This is a genomic window from Halobacteriovoraceae bacterium, assembly GCA_020635115.1.
In the GTDB taxonomy this organism is placed as follows: domain Bacteria; phylum Bdellovibrionota; class Bacteriovoracia; order Bacteriovoracales; family Bacteriovoracaceae; genus JACKAK01.
Map to the genome: position 1 here is coordinate 172,320 of JACKAK010000005.1, position 15,387 is coordinate 187,706.

Annotated in this window: 6 protein-coding genes; 3 read left to right on the forward strand and 3 right to left on the reverse strand. The window is 35.2% G+C overall.

Annotated elements, in window-relative coordinates:
* Positions 1–171: 171 nt before the first annotated feature.
* Positions 172–558, reverse strand: coding sequence for a hypothetical protein (locus tag H6622_09410; GenBank protein ID MCB9061726.1), 387 nt, complete (start codon positions 556–558; stop codon positions 172–174).
* A gap of 318 nt (positions 559–876) precedes the next feature.
* Here H6622_09410 and H6622_09415 point away from each other — a divergent pair, with 318 nt between their 5' ends.
* Positions 877–6,003: a hypothetical protein gene (locus tag H6622_09415; protein ID MCB9061727.1), complete on the forward strand. Its 5,127-nt coding sequence runs from the start codon at positions 877–879 to the stop codon at positions 6,001–6,003.
* Here H6622_09415 and H6622_09420 read toward each other — a convergent pair.
* On the reverse strand, positions 5,993–6,796 hold the full coding sequence (locus H6622_09420) for an undecaprenyl-diphosphate phosphatase (GenBank protein MCB9061728.1): 804 nt from the start codon (positions 6,794–6,796) through the stop codon (positions 5,993–5,995). The two genes, H6622_09415 and H6622_09420, sit on opposite strands and share 11 nt — an antisense overlap.
* A gap of 11 nt (positions 6,797–6,807) precedes the next feature.
* On the reverse strand, positions 6,808–8,598 hold the full coding sequence (locus H6622_09425; protein ID MCB9061729.1) for a hypothetical protein: 1,791 nt from the start codon (positions 8,596–8,598) through the stop codon (positions 6,808–6,810).
* Positions 8,599–9,059: 461 nt separating this feature from the next.
* Here H6622_09425 and H6622_09430 point away from each other — a divergent pair, with 461 nt between their 5' ends.
* Complete coding sequence (locus H6622_09430) at positions 9,060–12,860, forward strand: hypothetical protein (GenBank protein MCB9061730.1); 3,801 nt, start codon at positions 9,060–9,062, stop codon at positions 12,858–12,860.
* Between the two features lie 43 nt (positions 12,861–12,903).
* Complete coding sequence (locus H6622_09435) at positions 12,904–15,378, forward strand: hypothetical protein (protein MCB9061731.1); 2,475 nt, start codon at positions 12,904–12,906, stop codon at positions 15,376–15,378.
* Positions 15,379–15,387: the final 9 nt, after the last annotated feature.

A 15,387-nucleotide genomic window follows, 5' to 3' on the forward strand; every position in this document is an offset into this window, starting at 1 on the left:
AAATAGATGTATTTTCAACACTATTATAAATTTATGTGTAAACATATGGTTACTGTCTTTAAAAAAATAAATAATCGATGTAATAAAATTGTAGTGCCAACTACTGGACACATAATCAAGTCCATAGATAGAAGATGTACACTAAAATATTATATGAACTTATATCTAATACTAGTTACCATTAACTATGGATGGAATTTTTTGAATCGCCTCAGCTTTTGCTCTTTCAATATCAGCGGGAGTCATACTATTAACTTTTTCTAGTGCTTTAGCATAGTCTTCATCCGAAATTGCACCACTTTGATGAAATTGCGTTATCTGTTCTCTTAGGGCATCTTGAGTAATTACTGTCTGTGAAATCTGTGTCTTCATCTGCTTCATAAAATCACTATTGGGATCAGCAAATTGCTTTTTGAATTCAGGGTTTTTTTGTAAGGCCTCAATCTGTCCCTTCATCGCTTCCAACTGGGTCGGATTTATCTCCATCTTCGGGTCCATATCGCTTGCAAAGGATATAATCGAGCAAAAAACTGCAATAAATGTCATTAAGTATTTCATAGCACATCCATTTTTATAAATTGTTAAGACTATTTTACATTCATATTACCCTTGTTACTAGGCCTTTTCATTCATGCACTCAAATTCTTGAAATCAGGTATTCGCCCAATGCTCAAAAAATTGGCAAATCAAAATTGAAGTACATCAAAAATAAACTATTTGGGGTATATGTAACTACCTAGATTTAAAGAATTATTCTGCTTTTCGTGAGTATATAAGAAAAATCATCAAAAACTCAGCTGATAATGTAAAGACGAATCCTAAAGGGCCGATAAGTAGTGGAAAGTCTTACCCTTTAGAGACCGAGGGATTTCGTTGATGAATTATTTGGGGAAAATTAAAATATCAAATCAGTTTGCATGGATAATTTTATTCATCGGTATGTTTACATTTTCTTCTTGTGTTCCTTCATCTGGAACACGATCAGCGAAATCAAAAACAACTGGCGCAGTAGGAACTCCTGACAATGAATCCTCACTTCTCAATGATCCAACTTTTAATATTAATGTAAACTATTTTGAAAATGGAAGTGAAGTCATCACCTCAAATGCACTCTTTCCAATTAACTTCGACAATGAAATAAATCTAAGAGGAAAACAAATTCATAATTTTGTGAGAGATAATCCTACTGAATATTGTTTGATAGCAAAATTTCCGATAAATACTGGAACCAGATTTTTTATCGCTCATCTCAACATTGAGAGCAAATTAAATGGAGCAAATAATTCGAAAGAATATTATCTTTCCTTTAACCCAGGGCCAACTCGCTCCGCGACTAATCAAGGAAAATGTGAAACAATTTCAATATTGACTATTATTGCAAATATCGAAAGTACTTACGTGGCCAGAGCATATGATTTTCAATCACTATGCCCAAATTCAACAGTCTGTAACACCTCTTTAATTTCATCAGATCAGATTTATGTTTTCTCGGCATCTGGGCAAGAGTTAACTGGTCAATTTGGACATCTTAATTTTGAACTGACAGCTCCAGAAGGACAAGAAGATACGCCGATTGGTTCATCTTGTACATTAGATTCTCAGTGTAACGCCACCTATGACTGTTGTAGCGAAAATCGCTGTGTCCAACATGGAGCAGTTAAAGCAGAAGTCGACACTAGTTCATCTGAATATCTACAGGCAATTGCAGATGTAACAAATCAAGATGGAACCATAAACTTTGAAAAATTATCTGAATATAACTCAATCTTTTACTTCTGTCCTAATAAGTATATTCCTCCTGATGATCCTTATGAACCAGAAAATCCAGATACTGATGATTATGAAATGTCCGTTTCAAAAGAGAGACTTTATACATGTACAAATCCCATTGCTGGCGAGGGTGAAAAATCCATATGTGCTGTTATTTATAAAAATATTAAAACATCAGGACAAACTTCATTCAATACACCAAATGGCGACAAAAACTTTTGTTATTCTTACTCGGGCACAATATTATCACCCCAATGTAATTCTCTCAAAGGACTACCAACTGTTCATAAAATAATATATGGTGGTCAGGTCCTATATGAAAATGGAGAAAAAACGGGAATTGGAAGTTTTGATATTAGTGATGCAGTTGATGATTATACTGCACCAACAGTAATTTCAAATTTCAACGTCCCTCTTACAAATAGTGATGTTGAAGATAAACTCGAGATTGAATATTACGCAGATGGAAGTTGTACAAAAATAAATAATTCATTAGCTACATGTAAGAAAACATACATTCAGGGAAAAAACGAAGGAACTTCAGAAGACCATTACCCTGGAGATAACCAAGATTTCATAATACCTGAATCCTACAATGAAGCTGAACAAAATATTTCAGTAGAAGTTAATGGGGTCAAAAGATATATTAATGTTCATTTTGAAGTTGCTCAAAATACTGAAGGAAAATATGTGATTCGATTCTTTTCGAGTTCAAAAGTTGGAATGGGTAGAAAAGTAATTATTTCCTATAGAGTGGACACAAATAGCAGCAAAAAGGATCTCGTTGCTCCTAAATTTGAGGCGATGGCGACTATTTCATCAAACAGTTTTTGCAATTGTTCAACAGATGAATGTCAGTTAATTCCAAAAATTGATGAGTCTGGAAAAACAGTTGACTATCTTTGTGATTATCCAGATATCGTATTTGGATCTGTACCACTTCAACAAACAATTTATCTTTCAACCAAGACAGTCCCTCACCTCTTTTTTGACAAAAGTGGAAATTATGAATCAGAAATTAATATTGATACTCAGGCACAAGAAGACTCAAGCATCAATCCACCTGACCCACAATCACCAAGAAAATTTTATTATGTAGATGGAAACAAATATAAACCAAATAATGTAGATAATTATGTCGGATTTCATGAGATCTATGGAACCTTGGAGTATAAAACAGGATCAGCTAGACCTGCAAAAATGCTTAAAGTGACAAAGGGAAAAACTTACGACATTGTGACTTCAAATGGACAGTTTAGCCCATGTGCAAACTGCGGAGTTGATTATTATTCGAGTATTTCAAAACTTTTCCCCAACAATTTTGCCAATAAGGGTGGAGGATATGTTCCTGTTACGAATCTTTTTGATAGATTTAACTCCAAAGATTATAGGTCAGATGATCTGATTTTTGGAAGAGCTTGTTTTGTTCCGGCCACAATGATCCCCTGGACTCATAAACATGACAGAAACCTAGTTGATCAGAGAAGAAATAGACTTCAAGCGCAACATTTTCTTTTTGCCAATGGCTACCAAAGAGATTGGTATGGATTTGATTACGGGTCACTTATTGGATCTTTTGATGGACTTAGTTGGTTTTCTATTGGAAACAACCGTCGAATCACAGCAAAAACGAATAGACTCTTTCTTGCTGTGAACAGTTTTATGGGTGATTTGACTAGCGAGGGCGCTTACACTGTGATCGTCACTGAATCTTCAAGTATTTTTAACTCTGGTTCAGCGATTAGAAGTGACATGGAAAGTGACGGGGCAGAATGTAGAAAACTCCACTTATGTGAAGTTGATTCTGATTGTGTTACCAAGTTAGGATGGGAATACTCTTGCGCTGATGTATCACAAATGCAAACGAAATGGCCCGCATTTGATGATAACGGTGAAGAAATCACTGAAACAACTGAAACAAGATATTTGAAAGATCTTTTTGGACTTACTGGTTCGGTCAAAAGATGTGTCTATAGAGGGCGTGGATCAGCTTGTCATGAAAAATATGATAAACCAAGTGCTACAAGCTACTCTATGACCGACAAATTAGCTCTCCATTCATGCAGTTCAGATACATACTGTCAGTCTATCGGACTTGCAGATGAACAAGCAAAATTCAATACAAAAATTGCCCGTTTTCCCTATTCGGTTGCTGCGCAAAACTCTAGCCCATACATAAGTGAAAACGACCTTAATACATTTGGAAAAGGTGCTCGTTACATTTTGAGACCATATAAATATAACGGAACTGATCTGGCCCCGGATATTGCTTCAACAAGTCTTAATAATAACAGAATTAACTCAATCTGCGTCCCTGGAAGAAACCCATTTGCAGATGCCCTAACCTTTATAAATAGTAATTCAGCACAACCTCCACCAGTTGGAACAAGTACTGAGACAGATTATGGTGGAGATCAAGTCCTCGCAATGGGTGTGACTCCAAACAATGCAAGTGTGGCACAACAAAGTTATCTCTCGCAATGTAGTATTATGGATGAAGACGGAAATTTCCTAAGAAATAGAAGTGATTTTAAAGATAAATTTTTATCCGATGAAAGTGTACGAATTCTGGCCGGATCACAATCAATTAGTACGAATGCACTAAAACTTCTCGAAGATATTACCGGACAAACCTTAATTCAAAACTTCAGGGTTAATCAAATTCTTACCCCAACCCTAGAGCAAGGTAGATGTTTGAGAGTTCCAGGTTCTATATGTCATACGAATTTAGATTGCTCTCCATCCAGCTTCCTTAAGAATAAACTAAACAATCTACCAAATGAGAGCTCACTTCTTAACTCCCAAGAACTTCAATATTGGAAAGAAGAACTTGTTTGTGGAAATCATAATCCTATAGATCATGCAGATTTTAAAATAGAAGAAAACAAATGTTGCCGTGAGATAGGGAAAACTATAACTATCCCGACTTCGAAAAACACTATTGTTCCTGAAGTCTATAGTGACAAAGTTGGAGGTATCGATTTCGCCTACTCTGACCCAAAGAGAAATACAAGAATGCAGGTTATCTATTCTCTGATTAAAAGTGAACCTCTTGAATATCCACCATTAGTTGTAGCACAAGATAACGAATGTGGTGCAAGCTCTCTAAGTTGTAATTCTATTGATGAGAAAGATCGAAAACAAAACAATAGTTTTCAAGAAATTGCTTCCCGTACCTGTTGCTCGCAAGACTGGGTTCGCGAATGGAGTGAAGAAAATGGTCAAAGTGACAAAGTTTGGAAACCAGAAAAATTCCAAAATATAAATGTAAATGGTTTTGAATGTCTCAACTGGTTAAGATGTGATCCTCTAGTTGAGCAATGTGCTGAGTCGGTTGAGCCTGAAAATGACAATAAAAAATTCACTTGCGCTCATACTCAAGACTTATCTGATCCACGTTGTATGGCCAAAAATTATATCACTCCAAACGACAATAGTGACTCTAAATTGACACTTGAGTGGCTTGGTTCACTTGAATTAACTGGAATACCACAAGTCAGAATTAAATCTGCGGATTTCAGTGAAACTCAATGTATCACTCATCCAAACTATCAATTCATCACAGTAAGAGATGAAGATAACTATAATTACGTGGCCGGAACCACTCGAACTGAAAGTGAATACACAATCAAACGCAGCGCGATTGCTGAATATGAAGATCCAAAGGTTAAGAAAAAATATTATAAAGCTTCAGACATGACAAATTTTGGTGATGGTATCAAACAAGTTTTCTCACCTGATAAAGTACGCTGTTGTATAAAGGCCGGAGATGAGCTTCCTGAAGGCGGAAATAACGATTCATGCTGTACGGGTCTGGCCGTTGAAAACAAATGTGTTTTTAACGATTACACGAATCTGAGTGTCTATTTCAATCGATATGTCTCAAGTATAGGTAAAGATATTGATGACAATCTCTACGATCAAGAGACTGGATTTATAAAATCTGAATACAACAATAAAATCATTAATTTCGCTAGCGATAAAGGATTATGTGCCAGTGGAAAAATAGCTTACGGACTTGTCATCAATAAAAATGTTGTGCCAGGAGTAGCTGAAGGATCTCAATCCGGTAACAAAGTCTGCCGTTACTTAGATAAAAATAGTACCGCTGATGATATTACTGGTGCCTTAGCGCTCTATAAGGCAGGACTTAAATGGAATGTACATCTTTACTGTGTACCAGAATCTCTAAAACTTGATACAGAAATTTTGTGTTCTCCTGCTATACCATGAAGACATAAAATATGATGATAGACAGAAGAATTCTGTAACCTACAAAAAGGTTAAGTCCCATTTTTCTTATGAAACTCAAGAAATAATGAAGTGTAATGAGACCAACAATAAAAGAAATAAACACACCAAATAGAATAATATCAAAAGTGATCGTATTATCTTGAATCATGAGTTCAGGCATTTTGGAAATCATTCCGGCAAAAATAAGGGGAAGTGATAACAAAAAAGAGTATTGGGAAGATTCTTTACGCGAAAGCCCTAGATAGCGTCCCATGGAAATAGTCACACCAGAGCGGCTCACACCGGGAAATATCGCGAGGGCCTGAGAAAGACCAATTAGAATTGATTTTTTCCATTGTATTTCAAACATGTGACTTTCTTCATGATCTTTTTTCTTGTCACTCCACCACATGAGAAGAGCAAAAACGAAAAGGTCTAAAGAAATAAACATTGGAGTTCTTGCAAATACTGATACTGGCCTTAGAATGAGAATGAGTAACACGGAAGCAATTGTTGAAGAAGAGTAGTTCATTAAAAGATAATAATGTTTTGATCTGTTTCCAAGTTCATCTTTGTGAAGGATTTTTGGATTAATAAGTTTGAGTATTTCATGGCGGAAATAAACTGCAATCGCCAGGGCAGTTCCCACATGCATGGCCAGGTCAAATGCAACTCCAGGATCTTTCAAACTCATTAGACGAGGCAATAAGGCCAAATGCCCACTGCTACTAACTGGCAAAAACTCACTCAGTCCCTGAACAAGTCCATAAACAAACGCATCAAAATATCCCATAATCTATCTTTCTATAAGTTAAAATAAGCGCGATCTTGATTATCAAGGGCCTTCTTTAACGAGCTCATAAATTTTAAATGCTTCAAACTATAAGCATTTCCTAAGTCTGATTTCCTTAATCTAGCAATATCAATAAGTCGACCAATATTTGACTCAATTTTTCTTTGCAAAGGTTTATCATTTGTCTCCATCGCATTTTTAGCAAGATCAAAGTAATAATGATAGGTAAAATTTCCTAGTGTACTTCTTTGATCTTTTGTTAGATGAGATGAATTGTAAAAATCAATAATACTAAAAGCACTCATTTGTTTTTCATCTTCCGGAAATTGAAACACATCTTTATAATCCCAGAACCATTTTATTGTGAAAAAGAATGTTTTTTTAAATTCACGCGCCGATTTTTCTCCAGACGGGCCATCATCCCATGATAATTGATAGTAACGAGCATTTTCAGACCCCAATGAAAACCAATCTTCGACATGTTTTAAATTTTGTCCCTTGAGATCAGTTTGTTTTTGAACGAGTGAGAGAAAATTGCTTATTTTTCCCATTTGAACAATACCTATACTTTCAGGATCACTATTTCCTGTCATTTTCAAAATCGCATTTCGAACTAAAACATGCCCCCTAATAAATGGCCCTCTTTTGATAGCATGTTGCCCATAGTTCATTAAATTCAATGAAAAAGCTTCCTCTACAAAATCTCTCACATCCCTATTTGTGTTGTCACTAAAGAGTAGATTTAGGTTGTCTTCATCTCTTTGGGTTGATTTTTCACGATATTTCTGAGGGCTTCTTTTTTTATCCTTCAAGGCCAGAGTGAGATATGGGTAGACTTTGCTATAGAGTGGATTTTCAATTTGACCTTCCTCTAATGTACTTAACAATGAAAATTTCTTCATGTATTTGAATCTTCCAAAGGTTTTATTTTTTTGGTCATAGATTTCTAAATAGGGCCTTATTCTAAGAGTTCCTTTATTTTTCTCCATACTGTAAGTAGGTATGAGTAGAAATCTATTATTTGCTAGATTTGTAAATGTTTTAAAGGAAAACTTATTTGAAGTTAAATGGCGATATTCATGTGAGTTTTTCTTATCAAATTTATCTTCAACTTTATAAAAATCTGCTTTTGCAACACCTTTAGCATAGTAGAGGTTTTCAAGCAAAGGAGAAGCAAATGAAAGGTATATTATGGGAACAAACAATATAAAACCAAAAAGAGGAAATCTAGATTTTTGATAAACACTAGTTAGAGTAATGATTTCTTTAAAGCTTCTTCTTCCAAAAATTATTGGAAGCTCAAGTAAAAGAGTAGGTAAAGTAACCAGAGATAAAAGTACTCTAAGAATTCCTCCAAACCTGGAATAGATAAATCCATTTTCACTTCTTTGTCCCATTACAAATTGCCCAAAACTCACTGATAAAATAAACGTTGTTAGAATTTTTAGACAAAAGAACAATAGAATATAATCAATGTAGAGCAGATCAATTTTATCAATTTCGAGATAGTATGTTCTAATAAGTTTCAAAACGATTGCGACGTTTCCGAGCCATTTATTGTAATGAACCTCAAACGACCTTAAAAAAGACAGAGCAACATAAGTGACAGAAAAATCTATTAAAAATGCCATCGTCCTAAAGATAAGAGCACCTAAGCTAAAACCTCTGGCATGGTAATTCCTTTTAAGAACAACTCTCTTATCAAGGCTTCTGAGTTTAATTTTACGGCCCTCTTCTGCCCTTGTTTTTCGTTGTTTTCGCCTCAAATTTAGTCTTTTGGTCACTTCACCAATTCTACTCATAAATACCCGACTCTTTGAATCAATATCACTTCTTGAGATATGACATTATCTTAGAATAAAAGTTGTCGAAATTACAGGGATAAGATCCATGTAATGTGAAAGTAGCAATTCGCCGCACCTAGGCAATTTTTCCTGTCATAAACTCCACAAATAATTGGCAAACAGCACCTTATGTATAAAAATCAATTCATGTCTCTATCTCTCTGGAATCATGGTCATTTATCTCCAAAAGCATAGGATTACTTTAGCTCATTAGGCGAGCATTTGAATCTGGTATAAAATGGTTTGTGGGCCATAGAGTTTCTTTGGGGAAGAGACTTAAAACTCAACCATTCTCTCGACTTACACTTAAATTCTCCCCTGTAAAGTCGATGAGTATTTGGGTTTTAAAATAGAGGGATCGGATGGGGAAGTTCAGGTTTTTATATCAAATACAGATAGTTTTTTTGCAGGCGTCGTTATTGTTTGCGACAACACCACTTTCTTTTGCTGACGATGATTTAATTGATGAAAATAATTCATATGGCAAGCAAAAACAAACTGCTGGATCTTTTCCCAACTCTGCCTATGAAACTATATATAATATTTTTGATGGCCTAACGAATGCTGCTATCTCATACATGCAAACGCCAAAGCAATCTGCAAATATTTCCAGATTTAGCAAACTAGATCCTAGTGCAACAATGCAAGATGAATTATTTCCCAATTGCAAGACCCCTCCTCCGATTGATCAAGCGATCGACGGACAATATTGTGAAAGTCCCGATGCTGAATCTGACATGACGGGAGCAATGCAAGAGGCAAAGCTTATAATGGATCAAGCTAAACTTTTCAAAGATCGATACACAGTCGCCCTTGCAAAAAACACTGGCCAAGTGAATACAAATTTTGGTGTTAAGTGTATGTATGATTCATTAGAAAATGGCTCAAACAATCTTTTAGCACAACTTGAGCAAAACATGACTGATCTAAAAAAATCGATTGAAATGAATAAGGAAAAAGAAGAAGAGTTCAAACGTGAAATGAATGATCTTATGGAATCCTTAAATTCTGATGCTCGAAAATTTAACAGCTCTGATACGCCTCTTACCAGAAATCTTTTTCGTGACCCTGCTTGTCAAAATGTTGTCAAGGGAGGAGACAGACAAAAAGGATTAAAAAATATTCGAGATGGTATTCAAAATGGATTGCTTGAAAAATCGAGAGAAATCACATCTAACGAAGCAAAAATGAAACAAGATTGGGGAAAACAAAAAGATCTTATCAAAGAACAGATTAAAAAGAATGGAATCAGTTCACTTTCTTCTGCCAATATAAATAAACTCATAGGCAATCGAAGATATGGTACTAATTTTGTGAACTCTATTTCAAAACTACTCGATGAAAGAAAAGCTGAAATGCAAACACAATACAATAATGCTTTTAGTGTGTTTAAGTCGTATAATTTCAGTGATATTCCTCCATTAGATAATAACTTTTTAACAAATATTAGAAGATTCAATAGTGAGAATGGAGGAATTTCAAAAGAAGTTATTGAGAAAGCGTTTATTAAAATTGAGGTTGATAAATGTGTAACCCAAGAACAACTCAGTTATGGACAGATTTTAGGATCATATCTAGATACGAGAGATCATGGAAAAAAAATGTATGCAATTGAGATGTATAATATCCTATGTGATACATCAAGAATGAAGAGTGGATCAGAAGTAACAGATGATGATTTAAGAGGTTGCGTTCCCAAACAAGGAGTGTCAACTTATGACTTGTTAAACAGAATGAAGTCATTTGAAGGTAAGGTTGAATATAACCAGCATAAATATATCGATTCCAATAGTCCACAGAAGCAAAGTGCTTACGATCAACTTCTTACACATGTCCGTTATTGTGAGAAGAAAATTTCAGGATTAAATAGTGACGGACAAAGTTTATTTTCCCGTTCGAAAAAAGATGTCATTCAAAAAGCTTCACAAGACTTGGATCAGTTAACTGCTGAAGTTGCAAAATTTTCAAATTCTCTTTTAAGAGAACTTGACAAGCAAATTCTCTGTGAGGGACCGACTTCTGGAACAGTGATGGATTGTAGTGATAAATCACTTTATGACACTAAGTCAGATTCTTTTTGTATCACAACAGCAGTGAGTTGTGCACAAGACATTGGGAAATGTCATGCTAAGGCAGATGTGCTCGTTAAAAATGAGCTTAAAAAAATGTACAATAAGTCGCGAACCATTAATAATAAGTATAAATTGTTTCATGAAATGCAAAATAAAATGGTTGCTGATCAACAGGCCAGAGCAGAACTACTTGGAAAGAAACTGCAACAATCATATGGCCCCTCATTTGTCTTGCCAAAAGGTTTAAAAATTGATGAGCTTCTTCCAAAAGAAGCACAACTTGCTGGTGGAGCAATTGATTTTGAAAATACAGATGGAACCCCAGGAGGAATGTTAAAACTGATTGCGAATGGTGACCCAAATGCGATGTTGCAAAATGGATATGAATCAAAAATGGATCTCCTCATGGGAGCTATGCAAAAACAAACTGATGCAGTTAAAGCAAAGTTAATCGCTCATATTCAGGAAGTTGAAAATAGTATTGATGAAAATAAGAGCAAGTGGGAAACTATAATGAACAAGTGTAGTAATCTTGTTCTAGAGATGAAAAGTCAGTACAACCAAAACATTAAAAAAGCACAAGACGCTCAAATGAAACAGCAACAAGCAGCAGATGAGTCATGTATAGAGTATGACTTCAAAATGAAAGATCCAATGTGTGATTCTATAGTTGGAGATTTGACTGAAAATTCTACTGCCTCGGCAGTTGAATTGACCCAGAAATTAAATTCAGGTGGAAATTTTGTAAATGCTTATGCTAAAAGTGCTTACACTCAGAAGGTACTTGGTTGTCAACAATTAAAAGCACTTCAAGATGGTCTTGATTTGCCAAAATTGTGTGATAAAGCAAGAGACGATTCCAGGGCAGTTGAAAAATACTTAAAAAGCAAAGCGAAAGATTTTTTAACTTTAGCAGGAATAGATGAAAATAAAGTCCCAGATATTTTAAAACAATTAAATTCGGGTAAAATCGAACATGTTAGTGATGTTACTAAAATTATCCAACATTATGATTCAGATTTGGCAAAAGAAAACGACCAGCTTCCTCAACAGCTTTTCAGTTATGCTCAGATTTTACAAAGTAAAAAGGGTATTTCAGACAATATTCACTACTTTATAAAAGCAAAAAATAAAGTTGATAAACTTATTGATGTTGAAGTCAAAAGTTCAATCACAGATGAAAAAAACAAAGAAAGTTCAAGTACGAAAAGTTTTTCAACAGAAGAAAAAACGTCTCTACTTACAGATATCAAAGAACAGATGGGTATTTCAGGAGAGTTAAATTCTAAAATTGACGAATTGATTAAACTAACTAGTGAAAAAGACGAACTATCAGCAAATATAAAAACCTTGATTGAAAAACGCGAAGAACATAAAAAAGCGAATAAAGATAGAAAAGAATTAATGGATAAAATTAATACGGACCTTACAGCTATAAATACAAAGTTGGGAAGTAGCACTCCAAAACTAGATATCTCTAGTCTCCCTTCAGAACCAGACAAAATGTCTACATTTCTAGATAAACTTACTAATACCGCTCCGGGAAATACTCCCCCTAACAAAGACGCTATAGATAAACTCAAAAATGAGCTTGACGAAAAAAATAAGGCCGTTGATGAAGCAAAAAAAGTAGCAGAAAAAGTAGCAGAAAAAGTTGATCCTTCAAATTCGTCCAGCCTATCAGATTCTACTCAAGTAATTGAATCTACATTAGGGAAAATAAAAGATGCCAAACAAGCTGAAATCACTAAACTTGAAGAGGAACTTAAAAATAATGGTGGTGGAAAAGGTAAAGATTTTTGTGGCCAACTTAGAAACGAAGCAATTGCTTCTTCAATAAACTATTGTAAAAGCGAAGCATATGACAGCTCATGTATCCTTATCGATCAGCCTAAAAAATTTAAAGAAGGTTATATAGATCTTCTTCCAAACTCAAAAGTAATTAATGATAATATGCAGATATTTATAAATGCTAACGGTGGAATAAACGCCACACTGGCCGGACTCGGTGAAAACCCACCTCCTTGTAAAGCTTTATCATATTTAAATCGCAACTCAGCACAAGGAGGAGCGGCACAACAACTTGGCGGTGCCATAGGATCTATTTTGCAGCAAACTATTGAAAGTATGAACAGAGGTAAAGAATAGAACAAATAGGAGTATTCTATCAGATGAGGATTTAGTAGGACGTATGAAGGATATAACTTATAGAAATCACAAGAAATTAGGAATGCTTAGTGCAATCCTGATACTCTTGTTCTTAAACTCTTGTATTGAACCCCGTCAAAATAGAAGTGAAAAATACGACAATATCCTAGGTTCAAAAAATGAAAACGTTGGTCTTGGTATTGGACAAGGAAGGGCACTCCTAAAAAACCCAATTATCATTACAAACGACTATGGACTTGAGGCCGACTTTGATATCGCTGAAATCTTACCTGCTCAACCAGTAGACATCACAACGAACCAATTTCTTCAAGGCACTTGCGAAGGCGTTACGGGTGCTTGTTATGAGGTTCGAAAAAATGCCAACGCTCCTCTCACTTCTAGTATTGAAGGGAAATGGGGTTATTCTCCCAATACAAAAGAGTTTTTAGAAGCACATAGCTTTTATCACCTCAAAGGAGCTGTTGAGACATTTCAGTCACATTTAAAATCAGGATACAATTCATATTACTCTGATTATAATTTGGCATCCCCTCCTCTGATCTTTTTAAGCTCATTTCCAGTTGATCTTTTTAAAGCAAATGACGGAGGGAATTGGGCCAGAAGAACAAGTGTATACGGCAGCAATCAAAACTTTACACTTTCTCTCTATCCATATTGTGAGGAATATTCAAACTCAAGGTTTGAGCCTGCAGATTTTTCTCTATGTATGGGAGTAGACCCTGTCAATAAAGGTCTTAAATTTGCACAGGATCCAAGTGTTATTTATCACGAATTAGGCCATGCTTTCACTCATATCATGCTCAATATGAGAAATACATCTCTCATCACTGATAAAAATCCTCCTTCACCTGATGTCGTTTCAAGGATGACTGAAAGGACTCAGTTAGGACAACTTTTTTATGATGAGGCCGGTGCAATTGGTGAAGGTATTGCTGATTATTTCGCTTATATAAAAGGAGATAGATCAAGATTTGGAGAATGGGCACTTGGAAGATTTTTTCATAGTGACAGACCATTAAATGAGGAAGATGGTCTACACGCCAATCTCTTTTCTAAAACTTCTGAAGGGAGATTAAAATATCCTGATTATTTAAACTATGATGTTTACGCTAAGGACACCCCTGTTCAGGATGTCCATTATGCTGGCCAAATAGCTTCACATTACTTTGTTGCGTTGACTGAACATCTGATTACTGATTGCTCATTTCCAAAAGATCAGGCCAAGGCAATGGTCGTGAGAATCATGTCTGAAACACTTGCTCATTTAGGAGACTTAACGACTACATCATCGGATCACTCGAGCAATGGTTTTCAACAACCTATCTATAATTTGGTTAATCATAGTCCAGAACACGCACTTAGTTGGAACAAAACCGTCAACCCGATTACGTATAGATCATTTTTCCAAACTTTTGCTCGAAAGATGGATTTGATATTCAACACAGAAGGTCTTTGTCCAATTGATGGAGGACTCTATTCTAGAGACCGAATTGAAAAATTATTAGATGACTATGGACTACTTCTTTTTAGAACCTATAATAATGATTTAAACAAACACACTCTTACAAATCAAAGTGTTAATGAATTCAACAGAGCAAATTCTGTCTTACAACCTAAAAATAAATTAATTATCGATACTAGAGCAAATCAACCCAATGCTTATGTCTTTGATGATAGAAACACAATATATACGATTTTACAGAATTTACAACAAACGGGGCAAATTACATCTCTATCTCCTGAAATCCCAAGTAATATTCCTTGGAATGGAACAAATGATGCTGTTGTCAATCAAGGTGAAATCGTTGGTCTGACATTGAATATATACAATAATTCAAACAGTCCGCTTGGTGGAATTCAGATACTCGCAAATGATTGGGACCATGCTAAGTATCAAAATGGGGATCCCAGAAATGGTAGACCTTGTAGTAATTTAGGTGATGGGTTTCCAACAAATGGTGCTGCTGATATTGGAGGAGAAACAGGAACGAATCCAGGAGAATGTTCCTATACGACCAGACTCAACGGTGATGAACCTGAAGAGAACCTTACCCCCGTTTGTATGTTAAAACTCAATGATGACGGTGGAGAGAGATATGTTTTACAGAGTGTCTTTATGGAAGAAAATGCGATAGATGAGTCAAATTGTCTCATACAAAACGGACATTACAATGACTGTTTTGTAAGGGTCATTCCTGGTGCAGATCAGGCCTTCTTTTCAAAACTCAATCCTAAATCAAATTGGGCGGAGACTATGGGGGTTAACAGCGACGATTTAATCTTTAATGTTTCTAATATCTTTTTACTTGAAATTAATACTAAAATTCCTCATGCTACTGAGGTTGAGTGTCGTTTTAGGGCAAGATTTTCCAACTGCTCAGATTGTTTTCATGATATTGAAAATAATAACGATGAGTATTATGACTATGAATATTCGGGAGCGAAACCTTTTCAAATCCTGCATGTTCATTTTACAATTGGTGAAAAAAACAAATAAAAAGATGAA

Coding starts and splice junctions, on each gene's coding strand:
- H6622_09410 (MCB9061726.1), bottom strand. CDS start 558: ATGAAATACTTAATGACATTTATTGCAGTTTTTTGCTCGATTATATCC.
- H6622_09415 (MCB9061727.1), top strand. CDS start 877: ATGAATTATTTGGGGAAAATTAAAATATCAAATCAGTTTGCATGGATA.
- H6622_09420 (MCB9061728.1), bottom strand. CDS start 6,796: ATGGGATATTTTGATGCGTTTGTTTATGGACTTGTTCAGGGACTGAGT.
- H6622_09425 (MCB9061729.1), bottom strand. CDS start 8,598: ATGAGTAGAATTGGTGAAGTGACCAAAAGACTAAATTTGAGGCGAAAA.
- H6622_09435 (MCB9061731.1), top strand. CDS start 12,904: ATGAAGGATATAACTTATAGAAATCACAAGAAATTAGGAATGCTTAGT.